17 protein-coding genes are annotated in these 23,865 nt (G+C 66.0%); 13 read left to right on the forward strand and 4 right to left on the reverse strand.

Annotated elements, in window-relative coordinates; translation table 11 throughout:
- The first annotated feature begins 5 nt into the window (after window positions 1–5).
- Window positions 6–3,134, forward strand: a complete 3,129-nt coding sequence (locus tag CKY51_RS10465; protein ID WP_022971672.1) for an efflux RND transporter permease subunit — start codon at window positions 6–8, stop codon at window positions 3,132–3,134.
- On the forward strand, window positions 3,131–4,564 hold the full coding sequence (locus tag CKY51_RS10470; RefSeq protein WP_022971671.1) for an efflux transporter outer membrane subunit: 1,434 nt from the start codon (window positions 3,131–3,133) through the stop codon (window positions 4,562–4,564). Before CKY51_RS10465 ends, CKY51_RS10470 begins: the two co-directional genes overlap by 4 nt.
- Window positions 4,565–4,607: 43 nt before the next feature.
- Here the strand turns inward: CKY51_RS10470 and CKY51_RS10475 are convergent, their stop codons facing one another.
- Window positions 4,608–5,684, reverse strand: a complete 1,077-nt coding sequence (locus CKY51_RS10475) for an oxidoreductase (RefSeq protein WP_022971670.1) — start codon at window positions 5,682–5,684, stop codon at window positions 4,608–4,610.
- A gap of 150 nt (window positions 5,685–5,834) precedes the next feature.
- Between CKY51_RS10475 and CKY51_RS10480 the strand changes: the two genes are divergently transcribed.
- From CKY51_RS10480 to folK, 5 genes are all read left to right on the forward strand, one after another.
- Window positions 5,835–6,209 (forward strand): BON domain-containing protein, encoded by a 375-nt coding sequence (locus tag CKY51_RS10480; RefSeq protein WP_031339228.1) that lies wholly within the window; start codon window positions 5,835–5,837, stop codon window positions 6,207–6,209.
- A gap of 272 nt (window positions 6,210–6,481) precedes the next feature.
- A complete protein-coding gene (locus tag CKY51_RS10485) occupies window positions 6,482–8,293 on the forward strand; it encodes a sensor histidine kinase (RefSeq protein WP_022971669.1) in 1,812 nt (603 codons plus the stop codon).
- A complete protein-coding gene (locus tag CKY51_RS10490) occupies window positions 8,290–8,730 on the forward strand; it encodes a response regulator (protein WP_022971668.1) in 441 nt (146 codons plus the stop codon). The genes CKY51_RS10485 and CKY51_RS10490 overlap by 4 nt, the downstream gene beginning before the upstream one ends.
- 4 nt (window positions 8,731–8,734) lie before the next feature.
- Window positions 8,735–10,237, forward strand: coding sequence for an ATP-binding response regulator (locus CKY51_RS10495; protein ID WP_152249190.1), 1,503 nt, complete (start codon window positions 8,735–8,737; stop codon window positions 10,235–10,237).
- Window positions 10,238–10,306: 69 nt separating this feature from the next.
- On the forward strand, window positions 10,307–10,810 hold the full coding sequence (gene folK / locus CKY51_RS10500; protein WP_031339223.1) for a 2-amino-4-hydroxy-6-hydroxymethyldihydropteridine diphosphokinase: 504 nt from the start codon (window positions 10,307–10,309) through the stop codon (window positions 10,808–10,810).
- Here folK and CKY51_RS10505 read toward each other — a convergent pair.
- Entirely contained in the window at window positions 10,803–11,540 is a 738-nt protein-coding gene (locus CKY51_RS10505; protein ID WP_022971665.1) for a pteridine reductase, read from the reverse strand. The genes folK and CKY51_RS10505 overlap by 8 nt on opposite strands.
- Here CKY51_RS10505 and CKY51_RS10510 point away from each other — a divergent pair.
- Together CKY51_RS10510 and CKY51_RS10515 are read left to right on the forward strand one after the other, a co-directional pair.
- A complete protein-coding gene (locus CKY51_RS10510; RefSeq protein ID WP_031339221.1) occupies window positions 11,539–12,792 on the forward strand; it encodes a class I SAM-dependent methyltransferase in 1,254 nt (417 codons plus the stop codon). The two genes, CKY51_RS10505 and CKY51_RS10510, sit on opposite strands and share 2 nt — an antisense overlap.
- Complete coding sequence (locus CKY51_RS10515) at window positions 12,780–13,193, forward strand: VanZ family protein (RefSeq protein WP_022971663.1); 414 nt, start codon at window positions 12,780–12,782, stop codon at window positions 13,191–13,193. Before CKY51_RS10510 ends, CKY51_RS10515 begins: the two co-directional genes overlap by 13 nt.
- A 72-nt stretch (window positions 13,194–13,265) precedes the next feature.
- Here CKY51_RS10515 and CKY51_RS10520 read toward each other — a convergent pair whose 3' ends face one another.
- Together CKY51_RS10520 and CKY51_RS10525 are read right to left on the reverse strand one after the other, a co-directional pair.
- A complete protein-coding gene (locus tag CKY51_RS10520) occupies window positions 13,266–15,311 on the reverse strand; it encodes a TonB-dependent receptor (RefSeq protein WP_152249191.1) in 2,046 nt (681 codons plus the stop codon).
- Between the two features lie 281 nt (window positions 15,312–15,592).
- A complete protein-coding gene (locus tag CKY51_RS10525) occupies window positions 15,593–16,453 on the reverse strand; it encodes a 2OG-Fe(II) oxygenase (protein ID WP_022971661.1) in 861 nt (286 codons plus the stop codon).
- Between the two features lie 186 nt (window positions 16,454–16,639).
- Here CKY51_RS10525 and CKY51_RS10530 point away from each other — a divergent pair, with 186 nt between their 5' ends.
- From CKY51_RS10530 to gspD, 4 genes are all read left to right on the forward strand, one after another.
- Window positions 16,640–18,112, forward strand: a complete 1,473-nt coding sequence (locus CKY51_RS10530) for a hypothetical protein (protein WP_031339213.1) — start codon at window positions 16,640–16,642, stop codon at window positions 18,110–18,112.
- 77 nt (window positions 18,113–18,189) lie between these two features.
- Window positions 18,190–20,826, forward strand: a complete 2,637-nt coding sequence (locus tag CKY51_RS10535) for a TonB-dependent receptor domain-containing protein (protein WP_152249193.1) — start codon at window positions 18,190–18,192, stop codon at window positions 20,824–20,826.
- 167 nt (window positions 20,827–20,993) lie between these two features.
- Window positions 20,994–21,797: a PDZ domain-containing protein gene (locus CKY51_RS10540; RefSeq protein ID WP_022971658.1), complete on the forward strand. Its 804-nt coding sequence runs from the start codon at window positions 20,994–20,996 to the stop codon at window positions 21,795–21,797.
- Window positions 21,794–23,863 (forward strand): type II secretion system secretin GspD, encoded by a 2,070-nt coding sequence (gene gspD, locus CKY51_RS10545; protein WP_031339206.1) that lies wholly within the window; start codon window positions 21,794–21,796, stop codon window positions 23,861–23,863. Before CKY51_RS10540 ends, gspD begins: the two co-directional genes overlap by 4 nt.
- Window positions 23,864–23,865 lie beyond the last annotated feature (2 nt).

Consider the following 23,865-nt stretch of genomic DNA (forward strand, 5'->3'; position numbering starts at 1 on the left):
CCGCCATGTCGCGTTTCTTCGTCAACCACCCGGTGGTGGCCTGGGTCATGGCCATCGTCATCGTCCTGGTCGGCATGCTGGCCATCCATGGGCTGCCGATCGAGCGCTATCCGCACATGGCGCCGCCCACCATCACCGTGCGCGCCACCTATACCGGCGCCTCGGCGCAGACGGTGGAGAACACCGTCACCCAGCTGATCGAGCAGTCGCAGCAGAGTCTGGATCACCTGCTGTACATGACCTCCACCAGCGCATCGGACGGCACCGCGCAGGTGAACCTGGTGTTCGAGACCGGGACCAATGCCGACACCGCGCAGGTGCAGGTGCAGAACCAGTTGCAGTCGGTGATGTCGGTGTTGCCGCAGGCGGTGCAGCAGAACGGCCTGATCATCACCAAGTCCAGCGGCTCGCTGTTCGAGGTGGTGGCGTTCACCTCCGACGACGGCAGCATGGACAACTTCGATGTCGCCAACTACATGGAATCCAACATCGACGACCAGATCAGCCGCGTCAGCGGCGTGGGCAACATCCAGCCGCTGGGCTCGGAGTACGCCATGCGGATCTGGTTGGACCCGGAGAAGCTGCGCAAGTACGCGCTGATGCCTTCGGACGTGGAGAACGCGCTGCAGGCGCAGAATACCGATGTGTCGGCCGGCGAGATCGGCGGTCAACCGGCGCTGCGCGGGCAGCGTCTGGATGCAACGGTGACCACCCGCAGCCGCCTGCAGACCCCGGCGCAGTTCGGTGCGATCGTGCTCAAGAGCGATACCGGCGGAGCGGCGGTGCATCTGTCCGACGTGGCCAGGATCGGCCTGGGCCCGGAGACCTACGACAGCATCACCCGCTTCAACGGCAAGCCCTCGGCGTCGCTGGGTATCGAACTCAACGCCGACGCCAACGCGGTGGAGACCTCCAAGGCGATCGACCGGCGGCTGCAGGAACTCAAGCAATACTGGCCGCACGGGTTCAACTACCACATCGCCTTCAGCACCACGCCGTTCGTGACCACCTCGATCAAGGAGGTGGTGATCACGCTGATCGAGGCGGTGCTGCTGGTGGTGGCGGTGATGTACCTGTTCCTCCAGAACTGGCGGGCCACGCTGATCCCGACCATTGCCGTGCCGGTGGTGCTGATGGGCACCTTCGGCGTGCTTGCGGCTTTCGGCTACTCGATCAACACCCTGACCATGTTCGCGATGGTGCTGGCGATCGGTCTGCTGGTGGACGATGCCATCGTGGTGGTGGAGAACGTGGAGCGGGTGATGGGCCAGGAAGGCCTGCCGCCGAAGGAGGCCACGCTGCGCTCGATGCAGCAGATCAGCGGCGCACTGGTCGGCATCGTGCTGGTGTTGACCGCGGTGTTCGTGCCGATGGCGTTCTTCAACGGCGTCACCGGTGTGATCTACCGGCAGTTCTCGATCACCATCGCCGCCTCGATGATCCTGTCGGTGCTGGTGGCGATGACGCTGACTCCGGCGCTGTGCGTGACCATCCTCAAGCCGCTCCACAAAGGCGAGGCGCCGATCGGTTCGCACGGTCGCCTGGGCTGGTTCTTCATCTGGTTCAACACCCGCTTCCGCCATCTGTCCGACCGCTATCGCACGCTGGTGGAGCGGATGTTGGGACGCCGCGCGCTCGGTCTGGTGGCCTATGCGGTGCTGATCGTGGTCACCGGCGTGCTGCTGTGGCGCCTGCCCGGCGCCTTCCTGCCCGACGAGGACGAGGGCATGCTCAACGTGCTGGTCAAGCTGCCGGCCGGCTCCACGCTGGAGCAGACCCTGGGTGTGACCGACCGCCTGACCGCTGCCGCGCTGAAGGAATCCGGCGTGCGCTCGGTGCTGGCATCGGCCGGCTTCAGCGTCACCGGCGCTGGTCAGAACGTGGGCATGGCCTTTATCCGGCTCAAGGACTGGGATGATCGCGAGGACGATGCAGCCACCATCGCCGAGCACCTCAACAAGGCCCTGGCCGACGTCCCGGATGCGGATCTGTTCGTGACCTCGCCGCCGGCCATTAGCGGCTTGGGCGATGCCGCCGGGTTCACGTTCGAGTTGATGGACTACGAAGGCGTGGGGCATACGGCGCTGGTGGCCGCGCGCGACAAGCTGCTCAAGCTGGCCAAGCACGATCCCAAGTTGAGGGACGTGCGCTATGCCAGCCTCGAAGACGCGCCGGTCTACGCAGTCAAGATCGACGACGACAAGGCGCAGGCGTTGGGGGTGGATCCGGGTGACATCAATGCCACGCTCAATAGCGCGCTCGGCGGCGATTTCGTCAACAACTTCATCTACAAGGGGCGCATCAAGAAGGTCTTTGTGCAGGGCGACGCCGATGCGCGCATGACCCCGCAGGACATGGACCGCTGGACGGTGCGCAATACCGGCGGCGACATGGTGCCGATGTCCGCGTTCACCCGCTCGCGCTGGACCAGCGCGCCCGCTGCATTGGAACGCTATAACGGCGTGGCGGCGATGGAGCTCACCGGACAGGCAGCGCCCGGCGTCAGCTCGGGTGCGGCCATGGACGAGATGGCCGAACTGAGCAAGCAACTGCCCCATGGGTTCGGCTACGCGTGGTCGGACATGGCCTACCAGGAAAAGCTGTCGGCCAATCAGGCGCCGGCCTTGTATGCGATCTCGTTGCTGTTCGTGTTCCTGTGCCTGGTGGCGCTGTACGAGAGCTGGTCGATTCCGTTCGCGGTGATGCTGGCGGTGCCGGTGGGCGTGTTCGGCGCGGTCTTGCTGATGACGCTGCGCGGACTGCAGAACGATGTCTACTTCCAGGTCGGTCTGTTGACCACGGTGGGCCTGGCCGCCAAGAACGCCATCCTGATCGTCGAGTTCGCCCGTGAACTGGAGCGCCACGGCGAAGCCCTGCTGGCCGCCACCTTGCATGCGGTGCAGATGCGTCTACGCCCGATCCTGATGACGTCGCTGGCCTTCCTGCTCGGCGTGTTGCCGCTGGTCGTCAGTCATGGTGCCGGTTCGGCCGCGCGTCACTCGCTGGGGACCGGCGTCACCGGCGGGACCTTGGCATCGATCACCCTGGGGCTGTTCTTCGTGCCGTTGTTCTATGTGATCGTGCGCCGGCTGTTTCCCGATCGCAGCGCGCCCACGGCGGAGGTGAGCCCATGAGCGCCGCTATCCGTGTGAGCGTGGCAGCAGCGACGCTGCTGACGTTGGCCGGCTGCACGCTGGCACCGACCTATGTGCGCCCGGCCGCGCCAGTGCCGAGCGCGCTGGCTGCGGTCGATGCTGCGCCGGCCGCGGGTGCCGTCACCGATACGCTGGCGATGCCGGACTGGCAGCAGGTGTTCCTGGATCCGCGGCTGCGCCAGACCATCGCGCTGGCATTGCAGAACAATCGCGACCTGCGGGTGGCGATGCTGTCGATCGACAAGGCGCGTGCGCAGTACCGTATCCAGCGTGCCGCGCAATTGCCGATGCTCGATGCCAACGCCAGCATGAGCCGCGGCCGCAACAGTGCTGCCAGCGACGACGACGGCGTGTCGCGGGTCAGCACCAGCGATAGTTGGCAGGTCGGGCTCAGCAGTTGGCAGCTGGATCTATTCGGACAGCTGCGCAGCCTCAAGCAGGAAGCGCTGCAGAACTGGCTGTCCAGCGCAGAAAACCAGCGCAGTGTGCGGCTGAGCCTGGTCGCTCAGGTCGCCGGTGCTTGGCTGACGGTCGCGTCCAATCAGGAACAGCTCACGCTGGCGCAGGAGACGCTGGATAGCCAGACGCAGAGTCTGCAATTGGTCGAGCGCCGGCACACCGTGGGCACTGCCTCGGGACTGGATCTGGCGCAGCAGCAGACCAGCGTGGAGACCGCACGCGCCAGCGTGGCCAGCGCGGCGACACAATTGGCGTTGGCACGCGATGCGCTGCAGCTGTTGGTCGGTGCGCCGGTGGGCAGCGACCTGCTGCCGGCCGCGCAGGCCATCGATCACAGCGTGGCGTTGGCGCCGCTGCCGACGCCGCTGTCCTCGAGCGTGCTGCTGCAGCGCCCGGACGTGCTGGCCGCCGAGCACAGCCTGCAAGCGGCCAATGCCGATATTGGTGCGGCGCGCGCCGCGTTCTTTCCCAGCGTGAGCCTGACCGCGACGACCGGGCGTAGCAGCGATGCCTTGTCCACGTTGTTCTCGGCCGGCAGCCGGACCTGGTCGTTCGTGCCCAGCATCACTGCGCCTATCTTCCATTCCGGCGCGCTGCGGGCCTCGCTGGATGTGTCCAAGATCGGCAAGGACATCGCCGTGGCCCAGTACGAGAAAGCGATCCAGTCGGCCTTCGCCGAAGTGGCCGATGCGCTGGCCGTGCGCGACCATCTGGAGGCGCAGCTGCACGCGCAACAGGCGGTGGTGGACGCCAGCCAGCGCAGCTACACCCTGGCCGAGGCGCGTTACCGCTCCGGCCTGGACGGTCATCTGCCGGTCCTGGATGCGCAGCGCTCGCTCTATGCCGCGCAACAGGCGCTGATCGCCCTGCGCCTGCAGGACGCCAGCAATCGGGTCACGCTGTATCAGGTGCTGGGCGGCGGTGCCGACGCCCAGGCTGGCGCGCCGTAATGGGCCGATCGTCGCCGCGCCGAGAGATCGGCAGTGGCGACGTTTAGGCCGCCGGCGGTGCCGCGAAATCGGGTGTTGGCGGCAGCCATTGCAGCTGGCCGTCGGCGGCGCTGCGCTGGGCCAGCTCCAGCAGTTCCATCAGCGCCAGCGCGTCCGCGCCGCTGACCGGCGCCGGCCCGTGCCCGGCCAACGCGTCGCGGAAGGCGAGATAGGCCTGTCGGTAGTCGCCGGGCGTCATGTCCGGTTGATGGGTTTGCACGTGCCCCTCGGCGTCGACCCGGGTCAGCGTTCCCGGCTTCGGGTCCACGCCCCAGCCGGCGGTGCCGGGACGGCGCCCGCCGCGCAACTGGTCCTCCTGGATATCCAGCCCATGCTTGAGATAACTGCCGCGCGTTCCGTGCACGGCAAAGCGCAGGCGGCTGTCGGCGACCAGCGAGCCGGCATGCAGGATCACGCGCAGCCGCGGGTAGTGCAGGGCGACGTGGAAGTAGTCGTCGCTGCGCGCTTGGTCGCGTTGCCGTTGCAGGTCGGCGGCGATGGCTTGCGGTCGGCCGAACAGCTGCAACGCCTGGTCCAGCAGATGCGGGCCCAGGTCGTACCACAGCCCGGCGCCGGGCGCGTCGCTCTCGCGCCAGCGCTCGCGTACCTGCGGCCGGTAGCGGTCGAAATGCGAATGGAATTCCACCACTTCGCCGAGCTGGCCGTCTTCGATCAGGCGGCGCACGGTCAGGAAGTCGGCATCCCAGCGCCGGTTCTGAAACACACTGATGATCCGGCCAGCGCGTTGGCCAGCTGCGATCATGGCCTGCGCCTGCGCCAGGTTCAGCGCGAACGGCTTGTCCACCAGCACGTGCTTGCCGGCTGCCAGCGCTTGCTGCGCCAAGGTCGCGTGGGTGTGGTTGGGCGTGGCGATCACCACGGCGTCCAGCGTCGGATCGGCCAGTGCGGCCTCCAGTGTCGGCCACACCCGTGCCTCGGGAGCATCGGCCTGCGTCTGCTGTGGTCGGGAGCTCACCACGCCATGCAGGCGCAGGCCGGGGGTATTGGCGATCAGCGGCGCGTGGAAAGTGCGGCCGACATAGCCATAGCCGACCACGGCCAGATTGAACGGTTTAGGCATTGAAAACGGTTCATCGCAATGATGGGGAATCGGGCCATGGTATTGCACCTACCGGTGGCGGGGCGGGTTCACGACCTCTGCATTCGGCGGTCACATCCACGCGACGGGGCGCGGCGGCAGACTGGACCCACATTCCACGGGAGGTTTGTCATGAAGAAGATGTTGCATGCACGTCCGCTGCTGGCCCTGTCGCTTGCGTTGGGCGTGACGCTAGGCGCATCGCAGGCCTTTGCCCAGGAGCACAAGGACCACACCGCCGGCGCCATGGACCACAGCAAGATGGATTCCAAGAAGCCGGTCACCGATAGCTGGATCACCACCAAGGTCAAGGCCGACCTGCTGGCCACCGACAACGTGTCCGGGACCGACATCAAGGTCGAAACCGTCAATGGCGTGGTCACCCTGAGCGGCATGGTGGCCACCAAGGCCGAGCACGACAAGGCCATCGCCGTTGCCAAGGGCATCGAAGGCGTCAAGAGTGTCAAGGCGACCAATTTGAAGGTCAGCGCGACCGCCAAGAACTAAGCGTTCTGGTGAATGCCGGGGCCGCCGAGGCGAGGCGGCGGCCCCGAGCGCAAGGCGCACTCCACGGAGTGCGCCTTTTTTGTGTCCAGAAGGGGTGACGATCTGCTGATGCTCGCGCACTTTTCACGGTGCGCAGACGTATGATCGGCCCTATTCAGCTATGTCTAGGATCGGCGTATCCTCGGCTGAATGGTTTATTCGACGACAGGTCCAATCGGGGACAATGCGGACCTGTCCAGGCGCAACTGCAGCGAGCGGATACCGACCCAGCAATGCAAACACCGATCCGAGAAGACGTATGGGATCGCTGGCGCCTGCCAATCCTGGCGGCCGCTGTCTGCCTGATCGTGGTGGTGCCGGCGCTGTTGCTGCAGCAGATCGCCCGCGAGGCCAATCGGGCAGCCGTATGGGTCGCCCATAGCCAGCAGGTGCAGGAAGCCGCCCAACGGATGGAGGCGTCGATGCGTGGCGCCGAATCGGCGGCCTTGATGCGCTCGCACGGGGTGGAGAGTCCGATCCTGCTCGACCGCATGCGCGAGGGCCGCAAGCAGGCGACCGATGCGGTACGCGAGTTGGTCGAGCTGACCAAGGACAACCCCGAGCAGCAGCTGCGCCTGGGGCGCATCCAGAGCACCATCGAGCGGCGGCTGTTGCTGGCCGAACGCATCGCGCAGGCGCGCGGCCCCGAGCAGATCCGTGCGTTGATCGACGAGATGACGGTCAGCAACCCGATCCGCGCGCTGATCGACGAATTGCAGAGTACCGAGAGCCGCCTGCTGACGGTCCGCAACGCGCGCGCCGAGCGCGACCGTCGCTATTACGCGGCGCTCAGCTGGGGCACGCTGGCGGTGCAGGTGTTGCTGCTGGCGACGGTGATCTGGTTGTTGCAGCGGCAGATCCGCCGCCGCCTGGCGGCCGAGCAGGAATACCTGCGTGCGAGCGGGCGCGCGTCCTCGGTGCTGCAGACCGTGCGCGATCCGATCGTGCTGCTCGATGCCAAGCAGCGCATCGTGTTGCATAACCCTGCCTTTGCCGAGTTGTACGGCCTGGAGGCGCGCGGCAATGAATTGATGCCGCTGGATGACGTCGGCGATGGCGTGTGGCGCGACACGCTGATGCATCAGCGCCTGGCCGACGTGCTGCTGCGCGATCGCGAGCTATGGGATTTCGAGCACGAGCAACGCGGTGCCGATGGCGTGTTGCGCACCATGCTGATCAACGCCCGCCGCATGCCGCTACCCGATACCGACGACGAAGAACTGGTGCTGATGACGGTCAGCGACATCAGTCTGCAAAAGGCCACCCAGCAGCGGATCCAGGAACTCAATCGGCAGATGGCCGGCAAGGTCGAGCAGGTTTCGGAAGTCAACCGCGAACTGGAGGCGTTCAGTTATTCGGTCTCGCACGACCTGCGCGCGCCGTTGCGCCACGTGGCCGGTTTTTCCGACAAGCTCGCGCGCCACCTGGGCGATGCCGCCGACGAAAAATCGCGCCACTACATGGAAGTCATCAGCAGCTCGGCGCGGCGGATGGCCTCGCTGATCGACGATTTGCTGGTGTATTCGCGCCTGGGCCGAGGTGCTCTGCGTCTGCAGGCGGTGGACATGCAGTCGCTGGTGGCCGAGACGCGCGCCATCCTCGATGCCAATCTGAAGAGCGAGAACACCGGCCACCGGGTGGAGTGGCACATCGCGCCACTGCCGGTGCTGGTGGCCGATGAGAACATGATGCGCCAGCTGTGGATGAACCTGCTGGGCAACGCCGTCAAGTACAGCGCCAGGCGCGAGATCGCGCGGATCGAGGTCGGCTATCAACTGCTGCCCGACGGCGGCCACCAGTTCAGCGTGCGCGACAACGGCGCCGGCTTCGACATGGAATACAGCGCCAAGCTGTTCGGGGTGTTCCAGCGGCTGCACAAGGCCAGCGAATATGCCGGCACCGGTATCGGCCTGGCCAGCGTGCGCCGCGTGCTGGCGCGCCATGGCGGCACGGTCTGGGCCGAAGGCGTCGTCGACGAAGGCGCCAGCTTCTACTTCATTCTTCCCCCTGCGCCAGACGCGCCCAACCAAGAGTCCTTCGCATGACCTCCATCCGCACCATTCTTCTGGCAGAAGATAGCCTGGCCGACGCGGAAATGGCCGCCGACGCGCTGCGCGAGGCCCGCCTGGCCAATCCCATCGTGCACGTCGAAGACGGCGTGGAGACGATGGACTATCTGCTGCGCCGAGGCGCCTTCGCCGACCGCGAGGAAGGGCTGCCGGCGGTGCTGCTGCTGGACATCAAGATGCCGCGGCTGGATGGCCTGGAGGTGCTCAAGCAGATCCGCAGCGAGGAGAGCCTCAAGCGCCTGCCGGTGGTGATTCTGTCGTCCTCGCGCGAAGAGAGCGACCTGGCGCGTTCCTGGGACCTGGGCGTCAACGCCTACGTCGTCAAGCCGGTGGACGTCGATCAGTTCTTCAATGCGGTCAAGACCCTCGGCACCTTCTGGGCGCTGATCAACCAGGCCCCGGGAGTGGACTGACGCCATGCCGCAAGAGGGGGCAAAGCTTGAGCAATTGAAGATACTTCTGGTGGAGGATTCACCAGAAGACGCCGAGCTATTGTCGGACCAGTTGCTGGATGCCGGGATCGATGCGCTGTTCGAGCGGGTCGACAACGAAGCATCGCTACAGGCCGTGCTGGAGCAGTTCCAGCCGGATATCGTGCTGTCGGACCTGAGCATGCCGGGTTTTTCCGGCTACCAGGCGCTGCGCATGGTGCGTCAGCGCGGCGCCACTCCGTTCATCTTCGTCTCCGGCACCATGGGTGAGGAGACCGCGGTCAAGGCGCTGCAGGACGGCGCCAACGACTACATCATCAAGCACACGCCCACTCGCCTGCCGAGTGCGGTGCTGCGCGCGATCCGCGAGGCGCGTGCGGAGATCGAACGCCAGCGTGTGGAGAACGAGCTGATGCGCGCGCAGCGGCTGGAAAGCCTGGCGATGCTCGCAGCCGGCCTGAGTCACGATCTGCGCAACATCCTGCAGCCGTTGCTGATCGTGCCCGATCTGCTGGCCGGTCGCAGCGACGATCCGCAACTGCGCCAGCTCGCCAACGTAGTGGCCGAATGCGGTCGCCGTGGCCATGAAATGGCCGAGTCCATGCTGTCGTTCGTGCGCGGCTCCAACAAGCCGCGCGAACAGGTCTCCATCGCCAATCTGTTCCAGGCCGTGCAGATGCTGCTCAGGAGCAGCTTGCCCGATGGCGTGCGCCTGCAGATGGATCTGCTCGCCTCGGACCTGACCATCGAGGCCAATTACACCGAACTGCAGCAGTGCTTGCTCAATCTGGGCTTGAACGCCATCCAGGCGATGCCCGACGGCGGGACGCTGACGCTGTCGGCCGACCGGCACGACGAGCGTTGCGTGCGCATGAGCGTTGCCGATACCGGCGTGGGCATGGGCGACGACACCCGTGCGCGTCTGTTCAGCCCCTTCTTCACCACCAAGGTCGACGGCACCGGGCTGGGCTTGATCTCCTGCAAGCGCATCGTCGAGAGCTACGGCGGCAGCATCCAGGTCGATAGCCAGCTGGGCGAGGGCACCCGCTTCGACATGATCGTGCCCATGCGTGCGCCGGTCAGTGCCGCCAGCGAGGCCGAACTGCCGCCGGCACTCGGCCACGGCCAGCGCATCCTGCTGGTGGACGGCGAGGCCACGCGGCTGTCGCTGCTGGGCAATGCGCTCTCCAGCCAGGGCTACCAGCCGCAGTTGGCGACCGACGGCGCGGCGGCGCTGCAGATCGTGCAGCAACACGCCATGCCGGATCTGGTGATCATCGACAGCGAGATCATCCTGCTGTCGGCCGTGAGCGTGTTGCTGAGCATGCAGGAGCTCGGCTATCAGGGGCCAGCGATCGTGCTGGAAGATGTCGGCACGCCACTGCGACGTGCGTATTTTCCGCACGACATCCCCGTGCATGTGCTGCGCAAACCGCTGGAGATGCGCCGGGTGTTCCGCGCGGTGGCGCACGCGCTCGAGGCGGTCTGAGCCGGCGGCAGGTTCTGTCGCCGCGCCGGCATGGTTGACGCTGACGCCGGTCGCATGCGCGAATATCGCATGACCACCGTGCTCCTCAGCCTGGGCAGCAATGTGCAGCCCACCCACTACCTGCGTCTGGCCGTGGAGGCGCTGCGTGCGCGTTTCGGCCCCATCGTGATCTCGCCGGCGTATCGCACCCCTGCGGTGGGCTTCGATGGCCCGGACTTCGTCAACAATGCGGTCGCGCTGGACACCGAGCTGGAATTGCAGCCGCTGGACCAGTGGTTGCACGCGCTGGAGGATCGCCACGGACGTGACCGCAGCGGACCGCGCTACAGCGATCGGACGCTGGACGTGGATGTGGTGTTCTTCGGCGATCGCATCGTCGAAGGTCCTGGGCATCTGCGCATCCCGCGCCCGGAGCTCAAGCATGCGTTCGTCCTGAAGCCGCTGGCCGACATCGCTCCCGCCTTCGTCGACCCGCTCAGCGGCCGCACGCTGGCGGCCTTGTGGCAGCAACATCCGCAGTACGGCACGGCGTTCGAGCAGGTCGCGCTGGACCCGGCGGCCGCGCTCAGCTGAGCAGGCGCCCGCCGTCCACCCGCAAGGTATGGCCGGTGACGAAGCTGGCGGTGTCCAGCAACCAGCGCACCGCCTCGGCGATTTCTTCCGGCGTCCCCAGCCGCCCCAGTGGCGTGCGTGCGAGCAAGGCCTGCTTGGCCGCGTCGGCCTTGCCGTCCTCCGGCCACAGGATGGCGCCGGGGGCGATCGCGTTGACGCGCACCGCCGGTGCCAGTTCCAACGCCAGGCTGCGGGTGAGCATCTCCAACGCGCTCTTGGACGCACCGTACAGCGGATGCTGGCGCATCGGCAGATCGGCGTGCAGATCGGTGAGATTGACGATCGCGCCGCCGCTGGCGCGCAGATGCGGCGCGGCCGCCTGCGCAAGGAAGAACGGCGCACGCGCATTGACCGCGAACAGTTCGTCCCACTGTGCCACGGTCGCGTTTTCCAGCGGCGTGGGATAGAACGCCGAGGCGTTGTTGACCAGACCATCGAGGCGGCCGAAGGCTCCCACGCAGGCGGCGACCAGGTGGGCCGGTGCATCGGCATCGCGCAGATCGGCCTGCAATGCCAGCGCGCTGCCGGCGCGACGTGCGCAGAGTGCATCGACCTGCGCTGCCAGCGTCTGACCGGAACGGTGCGCGTGCAGCGCCACGCGATAACCGGCCGTGTGCAGGGTGGTGGCGATCTGCGCGCCGATGCGGCGCGCCGCGCCGGTGATCAGCACCACCTTGGAATTGTCTGTCATGGCGTCGTGGCTCGGTGTGGCGGAAGGCTCGGCTATCCTGTGCATTGTCCCTGCAACCGGTATCTGCATGCACGCCGATCTTCCCGCTCCCGATCAGGACGCGTTGGCCCATAGCGACCAGTTGGCCGCGCACCTGCGTGCCGAGATCGCCGCCGCCGGTGGCGCCATTCCGTTCTCGCGCTTCATGGAGCTGGCGCTGTACGCGCCGGGGCTGGGCTATTACAGCGCCGGTGCGAGCAAGTTCGGCGCTGCCGGCGATTTCGTCACCGCGCCCGAGCTCGGTCCGTTGTTCGCCGCCACCGTCTCCGGCGCGCTGGCGCCGGTATTGCAACAGCTGGGCCCGGCCGCGCGCGTGCTGGAGGTCGGCGGCGGCAGCGGCGCGTTCGCCGAGGTCACCTTGAAGCGCTTGCTGGAGCTGGACGCGCTGCCCGAGCGCTACGCCATCCTGGAGCCCAGCGCGGACCTGCGCGAGCGTCAGCGCGAGCGGCTGGGACGCACGCTGATCCCGCCGGTCTTCGATCTGGTCGAGTGGCTGGACGGCCCGTTCCCCGACGACTGGGACGGCGTGCTGTTCGCCAACGAAGTGATCGACGCACTGCCCACGCCACGCTTTGCATTGCGCGATGGCCAGGTCTACGAGGAAACGGTGGTGCTGGACGACCAGCAGCGCTTCGCGCGCGGCGAGCAGCCGGCCGACGCCTTGCTGGGCGCGGCGGTGCGTCATCTGGAGCGCTATTTGAAGCAGCCCTTCGCCGATGGCTACCGCTCCGAGCTGTTGCCGCAACTGCCGTATTGGATCCAGGCGGTGGCTGGCGGACTCAAGCGTGGCGCGATGCTATTCGTGGATTACGGGTACCCGCGCGGGGAGTTCTATCACGCGCAACGCGAGGACGGCACGCTGCGTGCGTTCTATCGCCATCGCATGCACACCGATCTGTATCGATGGCCGGGTTTGCAGGATCTGACCGCCTCGGTGGACTTCACCGCGCTGGCCGAGGCGGGCACCGGCGCCGGCTTCGAACTGGCCGGTTATTGCACCCAGTCCAGTTTCCTGCTCGGTAATGGCCTGGACACGTTGCTGGCACAGGCCGATGCGCGCGCCGATGAGGTCGGGCGTCTGCGGCTGCGCGAGCAGGTCAAGCGGCTGACTCTGCCCAGCGAGATGGGCGAGCGTTTCCAGGTGATGGGATTCGCGCGTGACGTCGACTTCTCCGCAGCGTTCCTGGCCGGCGACCTGACGTGGCGGCTGTGACCGGGGCGCTACGGCCGTTTCAGCGGCCGCGGGTGTGGGTGGGGCTGTGGATCCTGGCCAATCTCGTGGTAGTCGCGGTGTGCATGGGCCCGCCACCGGAGTTTCCGGAGTTGCCGTCCAACAGCGACAAGGCGGAGCACTTCATCACCTTTGCCTTGTTGTGCTGGGGAGCGGTGCAATTGTTCGCCACCCGACGCGCGCTGCTGCTGGCAGCATTCGGTCTGGTGCTGCTGGGAATCGGGATCGAAATCGCGCAGGGTACGCTGACCACCAATCGCAGTGCCGATCCGTACGATGCGCTGGCCGATACCTTGGGCATTCTGGCCGGCTTGTGCCTGGCGCGGACGCCGCTGCGTTGGGTGATGCTGCGGATCGACCGACGTCTGTTTGCGCCGCGTTGACGCTGCGCGAGCGCGCGCTCGGCAAGCAAGGCGCCTGGCCGCAGGCGTGAGCCGGGCCCCGCGCTGCCGCCGTCATAGTTTGATGTTCAGCCCAAGATAGAGCTGCCGTCCGGCCGCGGGCGAAAACATCGGCTGCGCCTGTGCCCAGAAGAAACTGTCGTACCACACGTAGGCATACGCGCGCCCGGTGGCGTTGCGGACCTGCACATCCACGCTCCAGGTCGGGTTGATCGTGTAGCGCGCGTTGAGGTCCAGCGTCGCAAAGCCGCCGTACTTGCCTGCCTCGTTGCGCTCTTCGAGATAGTAATCGCCTTGGGCGCGCCCTTGCAGGCCGAGTTGCAACGCCTCGGTCGCGCGGTAGTCCACGCCGATGTTGCTGATATGGCGTGGCGTGGCGATGACTTCGTTGCCTTGCAGCGTGAGCGCGGCAGCGCGATCGTCGCGCGTGATCTTGGCTTCCTGATAGGCATGCGATGCCCACAGGGTCCAACGATCGCCCAGCTGCGCGTTGATTTGCGCATCCACGCCGCGGCGACGGGTCATGCCCAGGGTGACGGTGGTGCCGGTCGCCGGCATGTTGGAGATTTCGTTTTCCGCATCCTGTTGCCAGACGGCGATGCGCGCCTGGCTGGCGGGGAATGGACTGAATTTCATGCCCAGCTCGACGCCAGTGTTGGTGGAGGGGCGGATGCCGGCTTGCCCCGGGGTGAGATAGGCCGGGGCGGTGGAGCCCGTCAGCACCTGGAAGGTCCGGCCCCAGTTGGCGTAGAGATTGGTGGTGGGAGTCAACGCATAGACCACGCTCAGTTTGGGTTGCCCGATGCTGCCGTAGCGCTGCAACGGCGCGCGCACCGCGCCTGGCAGTTGGGTGTCGCCATCGAAGCGGTCCACGCGGTAGGCCGGGACCAGCTTCAAGGTCTCGACCGGTTGGTAGATGGCCTGGACGTAAGCGCCCCAATTGTCGAAAGTGTAGCGATCGTCGTTCTGGATGCGTGCGGGCGCTGCGGCGAAGTCGGTAGGCTCGGCGTAGCTGAAGCGTTCGCGCCGGTACGCATTGTCTTGATGTTCGTAGTTGATGCCGCCTTCCAACGTGATCAGGTCGTTTGCCCGCCAAGTGAGGGTGTTGAGCATGCCGACCTGCGACTCGTCCCAACGCCGACGCTGGCGCGGCGCATTGCCGGTGGGAAGGTCGCTGAAGGTCACTCGGCGGTCGTCCTGGTAGCGGTTGTAGTAAAGCTTGCTGCCCAGGAACAGCGTATCGGTCAGCATCAGGTCCAGGTGCAGGCCAAACTGCTGCATATCGCGGTCGTCGCCATCGTTGCGATTGCGGCGGTCTGAGCCGCGACGGCCGGCTCGCAGCTCTGCGGCGGTCATGAAGCCGGGTTCATCGGCCTGGTTGCGATAGGCGCGTGCCGTCAGGCCGATGCGCATGCCGTCGTCGAGACTGCCGTAGAACCATTTGCCGCCCAGCACATACTTGCTGGAACGATCGTGCGCGCGATAGCCATCCGATGCCTGCGCGCCGATGAAATAGTTGTGCGCAAACCCGTCGCGTTCGCGTCCCACGGCGACCTGCGCATCGCGTGTGGCATAGCTGCCGTAGGCAAGCCGTGCATCGGTGTCGTTGCCGCCCTGGCGGGTGCCGAAGTTGATGTTGCCGCCGATATTGTGCAGCCCATAGCGCGGATCGTTGGTGCCACGCACCACCTCGATGTAACTGATCTCCAGCGGAAACAGCATGTCGATGAAGCGCTGATTGCCGCTGTTGACGTTGCTGGGAATACCGTCGATCAAGGTCTTGATCGCATTGAGATAGCCCTCGCCGTTGAAGGCGCGGAAGCTGACCTTGCCGGATTCGGCACCCTGGCGGGTTTCGGTCAACTGGATACCCGGCATCTGCCCGAGCAATTCCCAGCTATAGGACACGTTCTTGTCCTCGATCTGGTCGGCGCCGAGGACGTCCACCGAGGTCAACACCTGATGGGCCGTGAGCTGGCCTTCGCGGTGTTGATGGGCGTTGACCTTGCCCAGTGTGAGTGCCGAATCGGACGACTGCGCGCGGGATTCAGTCGCAAGCAACAGCGCGGCGACCGCTGCCACCAGAGTGCGGATCTTCATGAAACGGACGAAGCCCTTCGGGAAGGTGTGGAGGTTTGTGTCATGTATGACATGTTATAACATAAATTGAAGGGGCGCTAACCAATCGCCGCAACGCAACCGGTGGAACCGTCGAAGCGATTTCGAGGCCTGCACAGCGATCACGCAGGTCACAAACCGCGTCGAGCGTGACATGGGTCGAACGCTTCAGACGTCGCCATCTGACTGCTGATGCCTGTGACCCGGTTCATTCGCGTCAGCAGTCGGCAACAGTCGTTGTCCGCTGCTACGTGGCGTCACACCTAGTCGGGCAAACGCGCCGCGCGTTCGCGCAGCCACTTGGTGGCCACCCATTTCTCTCCAGCGAGCACCGGCGCGCCGGCATGCAGGCTGCGGGTCATCGGGTGCGGGCGGTCGTAGCTGAAGAACACGGCATTGCCCTTGATTGCGGCGACATCCAGGTGGACATCCGGGAAGCGGGTGGCGCCGCCGCGTTCGGGCGTGTTGAGGTACATCACCAACGAGGCCACGCGCTGCCCGCCGGCGCGTAGCAGTGGTGGTGTGCCGGGGGCATCAGGGTCGAAATAATCGTAGTGCGGTCGATACTCGGCACCAGTGGCGTAGCGCAGCACCTGCAGCCCTTCGCCGTGCTCTACCGGCCAGTCCAGCAGCCGCGCGATCCGTGCCTCGATCCGCTCGCATAGCGCGGTCTGCCCCACTTGCAGGCACATGCTCTGGCTGGTGCGCGCGGCGTGCACGATCTGACCGCCGTCGCGGGTGTCGACCGTTCGCGAGCGCGACAGCTGCGGTCGTGCGCAGTCGATCAGTGCATCGCACTCGGCATCGCTGAGAAAGCCACCCAGTACCACCACGCGCGGCAGCATCAGGCTGACCAACACCTGCACCTGGCGATCGCCCAGTTCCAGCACGGAGGCCGCATCGGCCGACAGCGGTGCAGGAACGCGGACCGGCACCGGCAACCCGTTGGCGTGGGCATGTGTTTGCAGGTGCCGTCGCACCAGCGTCTCCACGGCGTCGATGGCGTCCTGCTCGCTCCATCCCTGCGACAGCAGTGGTTGCAACGCGTGTTCGGGCGCGTTGCCGGCGAGCGCTTGCGCAAGGATCCAGTCGGCGAGCGGGGCAGGGATGTCGTCGATTGTCATCCCGACACAATGCGGACCGAAGTGTGGCAGCAATATGTCGATACGTGTCAGGTAAGACAAATGCAACAGACGGCCGTTATAAAAGTGACGGGGATCTTGAACGTGCTCGCCACTGCAGTGAGCGGAACGCAACCATTCTTGACGACTCCTCTTCATTCCAAACTCTTGAAACTGGAGATCAGCCGCATGTCCGTCCGCAACAGCAGTAAAACCCTTCTGATGACCTTCGGCGCCGCGCTGGCGCTGACCGGTTGCGGCGGTGGCGCCGATCGTGTCGCCTCGCCAGGAGAGGGAGCGTTCCCGCCGTCGGCCGCACCCACCCCGGCACCGACGCCAGCGCCCACGCCGTCGCCGTCGCCGTCACCGAGCGGCCCGGCGGCCGACTGCCCGAGCGGCTTCTCCAACATCGGCACCATCGCCAACAACACGCTGCGCGCCTGCCAACTGCCGGACACCATCAATGGCAATCTGGTCGTGCCCGCCCGTGCCGGCACCGCCTATTCGATCAGCGGCCGCGTCAATATCGGCGTCGACCGCGGCGGTGACGCCAGCGCGCCGGTCGCTGGCAGCAGCCAGGGCATTCTCACCATCGAACCCGGCGTGACCTTGTTCGGTTCCTCAGGCAACGATTACCTGGTGGTCAATCGGGGCTCGCAATTGTTCGCCGAAGGCAGCGCCAGCGCGCCGATCGTGTTCACCGCACGGCAGGCGCTGGAAGGGCAGGTCAATGCCAACACCATCGGTTTGTGGGGCGGCATCGTGGTGTTGGGCCGTGCGCCGATCAACAACTGCCCGGGCTCCACGGTGTCCGGCACGCCGCAATGCCAGGCGCAGGTGGAAGGCACCAACGCGTTCTATGGCGGCAATAGCGCCACCGACAACAGCGGCTCGATGCGCTATCTGCGCGTGATGTACTCCGGCTTCGAGATCTCGCCCAACAACGAGTTGCAGGGCATCACCCTGGCCGGTGCGGGCAGCGGTACCAAGCTGGACTACGTGCAGATCCACAACAGCTCCGATGACGGTATCGAATGGTTCGGCGGCACGATCAACGGCAGCCATCTGGTGATCACCGGTGCCGACGACGATTCGTTGGACACCGACGCTGGCTGGAGCGGCGCCTTGCAGTTCGGCATCGTGGTGCAGCGCGCCGGTGGCGGCGATCGCATGAACGAGTGGAGCAGCCTGCGTCGCCAGCCGTACTCGCGTCCGAAATTGGCCAACTTCACCTTCGTCGGCAACGCACGCAGCGGTGCGGCCATCATGCTCAACCAGGGCACGCAGGCCGCGTTCTACAACTCGGTCTTCACCCGCCCCGCCGGCGGCACCGGCGATGGCCTGGTGTGCTTGAACATGGCCGACACCGACACCGCCGGCACCTTCCAGTCGATCTTCTTCGCCTGCCCGACGCCCTTCGGTAGCGATCCGCGTGCCGCCAGCCAGTTCGCAGCGGGGACCAACAACGTCGCCAACGGCGTCTCCACGCTGCAGAACACCTTCGTCAATGGCGCCAACGAATCGGCCGTGCCGGCATTCCAGGGCCTGAGTTCGGTCAGCAGCTTCTTCCAGCAGGTGAACTACATCGGTGGCGTGCGCGATGCCAACGACACCTGGTGGCAGGGGTGGACCTGCGGCCTGACCGCCGACCGTCCCTGCTAAGCCAGGCCATCGCGGGACGGTGCTGCCGTCCCGCGATGTTTCCGGCCGCCATTCTTCAGTCGCCAGGGTTCCCCACGATGCGAATTTCCTCTGCTGCCCGTCTATCGCGGACGGGTTTGTTTCTTTCCATTTCCACCTTGCTTGCCTCCGGTTCGGCGTTGGCGCAATCCACGACGGCCGACGCCGGTGCCCGCACCACTGGAACGCCCAAGCAGCTCGACCAGGTCGTGGTACGCGGCGACTACATTCCAGAACCGATGCTGCAGACCTCCGAGGTGGCATCCTTCGTCACCCGCGAGGACATGGAGCGCACCGGCGACAGCAGTGCCGCAGTCGCACTGACCCGCGTCACCGGCCTGAGCCTGTCGCGCGGCAAATACGTTTACGTGCGCGGCCTTGGCGAGCGCTATTCCTCGGCGCTGTTCAATGGCTCGCCATTGCCCAGTCCCGAGCCTCTGCAGCGTGTTGTGCCGCTGGATCTGTTCCCCAGCGATGTGCTGGCCAGCGTCACCGTGCAGAAGACCTATTCGGCCGACTATCCCGGCGAGTTCGGCGGCGGCGTGATCGACCTGCAGTCGATGACGGTGCCGGACGCGCCCTTCCTGTCGCTCACGGTCGGTGGCGGCGGCAACAGCGTCAGTACCGGCGAGAAGGGCCTGACCTACTACGGCTCCGGCGACGACGAGTGGGGCTACGACGATGGCGCGCGCAAGCAGCCGGCGGCGTTGCGACAGGCGATCGCCAGCGGTCGCCGGGTCGACCTGGGCGGCTTCTCGCGCGAGGACCTGCGCCAGATCGGTCGCAGCATGAACAACGCCAACCTGTACCTGTTGCAGGAAAAGGACAGCATCGATCCGGACGTCAACGTCGGCGCCAGCGCCGGCTACACCCTGGACGTGGGCGAGGCCAAGCTCGGTATCCTGGCGGTGGCCAGTTACGACAACGAATGGCGCACCCGAACCGGCAAGCAGCAGGACGGCATCTTTACCAGCGAGGGGGTGGAGTTCAACTCGGATTACGACTTCGCAACCACCCGCAACAACGTGCGCACCAATGGCATGGTCGGTCTGGGCTGGGAGTACGGCCGGCACACCCTGGGCTGGACCACACTGTACGTGCACGACGCCCTCAAGGTGGCCCGTAGTCGCGCTGGTCGCGACGAGCTCGCCGGCTTCGATGTGCGCGATGACAATACCGAGTGGTACGAGCGTCAGCTGATCAACCATCAGTTGCGCGGCAGCCATGCCTTCGGCGAATACGACGATCTGAAGATCAGCTGGCGTGGGGCGGTGGCCAATGCCAGCCGCGATGTGCCTTACGAAACCGGCATCCGCTACGAATTGCTCAATGGCTACTGGGCGCACGATGCCTCGCGGGTGCAGAACTACACGCGCTTCAGCAAGGTCGACGATCGGGTCGCCAGTGGCGGTGTGGATGTGAGCTGGCGGCTGCCGATCGAACACGACCTCACCCTCAAGGGCGGTCTGTCCTACCTGGACAACGACCGCAAGGCCTGGAATCGCGAATTCCGCTTCCTGGCGCTGGACAATCCGCTGCCGTTCTCCAACCAGTACCAGCGCGTGGACTACCTGCTGTCGGACTACAACCTCAGCAACGATCTGCTGCGTTTGCGCGAAACCACCGGCAGCTTCGGTGCCGCTGCCTACGAGGCCACGTTGAAGGTCAAGGCCGCCTATCTGCAGGCCGAGGCCGAGGTGGTGCCGACCGTACGTGCCACCGTCGGCGTGCGCTATGAGGATGCGACCCAGGCGGTCCATCCCTACGACATCTTCACTGGCACCCGCCAGTCGGGCGTGGCGCCGTTGCAGAACCGCTATGCGTTGCCATCGGCAACGGTGACCTGGAATTTTGCCGATAACCAGCAACTGCGTTTTGGTGCCTCCAAGACCATTGCTCGCCCGCAGTTCCGCGAGATGGCGCCGCAGCAGTATCTGGATCCGGATATCGATCGGCAGTTCTTCGGTAACCCGTTCCTGGTCGATAGCGAGCTGATCAACCTGGATGCGCGCTACGAGTGGTTCTTCGAGCCGGGTCAATACGTGACGGTCGGTGCGTTCTACAAGGAGATCGACAAGCCGATCGAGGCCATCGTCAACGACGCGCCCGGTGGCGGGATCGTGCAGAGCTACATCAATGCCCCCAAGGCGGCGCTGTACGGCGTCGAGCTGGAAGCAAAGAAGTATCTGGATCTGCCGGTCACTGCCGACTGGTGGGGCGATCATCGCCTGTTCGTGTCCGGCAACTACACCCGTGCCACGTCCAAGGTCAGCGCCAGCGACGGCGATACCGTCCAGCCGTATGGGTTCAGTGCGCCGGTCCAGGCGACGCTGTTCATTCGTGACGGCAGTGCGCTGCAGGGACAGTCCGACGATATCGCCAACCTGCAAGTTGGGCTGGAAAGCGAGAGCACCAACAGTCAGGCAACGCTGATCGCCAACTACGTCGGCGAGCGGATCTCCGCGCGTGGTCGCCCCGGGCAGCCGGACTACATCGACAAGCCCGGGACCTCGCTGGATCTGGTGGTCAAGAAAGGCTTGAACTGGTCGGGCAATACGCTGTCCTTGAACTTTGCAGCACGCAACCTGCTCAAGACCCGCTACCAGGAATACCAGTCCCGCAACGGGCAGCGGGTGGACCTGTACACGTATCAGCCCGGCATCAGTTATGACATCAGTGTGACTGCACGCTTCTAAGCCATTGCCGGTTCCGTGCGTTCGCAAACGCCCGCCGCGGCTTGCCTGGCGGGCGTTTTGCGTTTTGGCGGGAGGACGCGATGTGTCCTTGCATGTCATTATTTCTCACAGCTGACATATATCGGCCGCATTCTGTCATCCGTTCGCAATTCCGAGACGGATGTCCCGTGTTCCCTGCCTCGCTCCACGTTGGCACTTGGTGGTCCGCGCTGTGGTTACGACGCGTACTGCTGGCTGGCTTGCTCGCACTGTTGACGCTGCAGGGCATGCGCCTGCTGTGGTTGCTGCTGACGCCGCTGGAACCGCTGGGCGCGCTGCCGCCGCAAGGCAAGGCGGTCGCGCCGGCGTTGCAGCACGATGTGTTCTTCCGCAACGGCCGCGCCGTCGATCGCGATCTGGCCGCCAGCATCGTGTTGCACGGCGTGCGGCTGGGGACGCAGCCGGCAGCCTATCTGAGTCGTGATGGTCAGCCGCAGGGCGCCTATCGTCGCGGCGATGTGGTCGGCGATGGCGTGCGCGTGCATGCCATCGCAGCCGACCATGTGCTGCTGCGCGTCGGCGCTGGGCTGCAGCGCGTCGGGTTGGCGGCGCCGGCCAGCGCAGTCGGCGGGACTCAGGTTGCGGCGTCGCCGTCGATACCGGCTGCTAGCGCTGCGGCGATAGCGAACGTGGCAGTGCCGGCAAGCGCACCTGCTGCGGCAGCGGTCGATCCACAGCAACTGCTGAGCACCACTGGCCTGCGTACCAGTCCCGACGGTGCCGGATTGACGGTGGTGGCACGCGGCGATGGTGCCTTGCTGCGCCAAGCCGGCCTGATGCCCGGCGATGTATTGACCCAGGTCAATGGGCGCGCCCTCGATGTGGCCCAGCTCCCCGAGCTGCAGGACGAGCTGCGCGAGGGCCACACCGCCACGCTGACCTACCGCCGCGATGGCCAGACCCACACCTTGACCTTGAAGCGCCCGCAATGACTGCTGCTCGTGCTCTCTGGTTGCTTCCGGCCACCCTGTTGCTCGCCCTGCCAATGCTGCCGAGCGGCGCGCTACATGCGGCCGATGCGCCTGCCGTGCGTCTGCAGGACGTGGATCTGCGTGCCTTCATCCAGGATGTCTCGCGTGCCACCGGCATCACCTTCATCGTCGATGCGCGGGTGCAGGGGGCGGTCAACGTCGCGCGCGCGCAGGCGATGTCCGAGGCGGACCTGCTCGGCATGTTGCTGGCGGTGTTGCGGGCCAATGGTTTGATCGCAGTGTCCAGCGGGCCATCCACCTACCGCATCGTGCCCGACGATACCGCCGCCCAGCAGCCGGGCAGCGCCGGCAATGGCACCCTCGGTTTTGCCACCCAGGTGTTCGCGCTGCAGCGTGTGGACGCGCGCAGCGCCGCGGAGATTCTCAAGCCGCTGGTCGGCCGCGGCGGCGTGATCATGGCGATGCCGCAGGGCAATAGCCTGCTGCTGGCCGATTACGCCGACAATCTGCGACGCATTCGCGGGCTGGTGGCGCAGATCGATGCCGACCGCGCGGCGATCGATACGGTGAGCTTGCGCAATAGTTCGGCCACCGAGCTGGCCCGCACGCTGCTGAGCCTGTTCGGCCAGGGCGGCGAACGCAGCAGCGTGCTGTCGGTGTTGCCGGTGGACAGCAGCAATTCGTTGATCGTACGTGGCGACCCGGCATTGGTGCAGCGGGTCGTGCGCACCGCGCTCGATCTGGATGGACGCGCCGAACGCCGTGGCGATGTCAGCGTCGTCCGCCTGCAACACGCCAGCGCCGAGCAGCTGTTGCCGGTGCTGCAGCAACTGGTGGGGCAGACCCCGGCCGGCGACGGCAGCGCAAGCCAGGACACGCGCAGTCCGGCACTGGACGTGGCCAATGCGGCGGCAGGTGCGGCGCCGGCCCAGGTGATCGCGCCGGCGGGCGGCAAACGCCCGGTGATCGTGCGCTACCCCGGTTCCAATGCGCTGATCATCAATGCCGATCCAGAGACCCAACGCGCGTTGATGGACGTGATCCGGCAGTTGGACGTGCACCGCGAACAGGTCCTGGTCGAAGCGATCGTCGTGGAGATCTCCGATACCGCGGCCAAGCGGCTGGGCGTGCAGCTGCTGGTGGCCGGCCGTAACGGCACCGTGCCGCTGCTAGCCACCCAGTACGCCGGCGCGCAACCCGGCATCGTGCCGCTGGCCGCCGCCGCGGCCGGAACCCGCAGCGGCGACAGCGACGATGACTCGGTGCTGGAGCAGGCACGCAACGCTGCCGCGCAATCGCTGTTGGGGCTCAGCGGCGGCTTGATCGGTCTGGCCGGGCAGAGCAACGACACCGTGTTCGGCATGATCATCGACGCGGTCAAGCGCGATACCGGTTCCAACCTGCTGTCCACGCCCTCGATCATGACGCTGGACAACGAGCAGGCGCGCATCCTGGTCGGGCAGGAAGTGCCGATCACCACCGGCGAGGTGCTGGGCGCGGCCAACGACAACCCGTTCCGCACCATCCAGCGGCAGGACGTCGGTGTGGAACTGGAGGTGCGACCGCAGATCAACACCGCCGGCGGCATCACCTTGTCGATCAAGCAAGAGGTGTCGGCGATCGCCGGGCCGGTCAGCGCGCAGTCGTCCGAGCTGGTGTTCAACAAGCGCCAGATCGAAACGCGGGTGGTGGTAGAGAACGGCGCGATCGTTGCGTTGGGTGGACTGCTCGACCAGAACGAACGACAGACGGTGGAGAAGGTGCCGCTGCTGGGCGACGTGCCGGGCCTGGGTGCGCTGTTCCGCCACAAGTCGCGCAACCGCGACAAGACCAACCTGATGGTGTTCATTCGCCCGACCATCATCCGCGATGCGGCCGATGCGCAGCGGGTCACCGCGCCCCGCTATTCCTATCTCCGCGACCAGCAACTCAGCGATGGTGCGCCGGAGGCGGCACTGGATGCGCTGGTGCGCGACTACCTGCGCGCCCAGCCACCGATCGCACCGTCGGTACCGGCCGCCACGCGGCCAGTTCCCACGCCGGCAGTGCCAAGCTTGCGGCAATAATC

It is taken from the genome of Xanthomonas maliensis (assembly GCF_009192945.1).
In the GTDB taxonomy this organism is placed as follows: domain Bacteria; phylum Pseudomonadota; class Gammaproteobacteria; order Xanthomonadales; family Xanthomonadaceae; genus Xanthomonas; species Xanthomonas maliensis.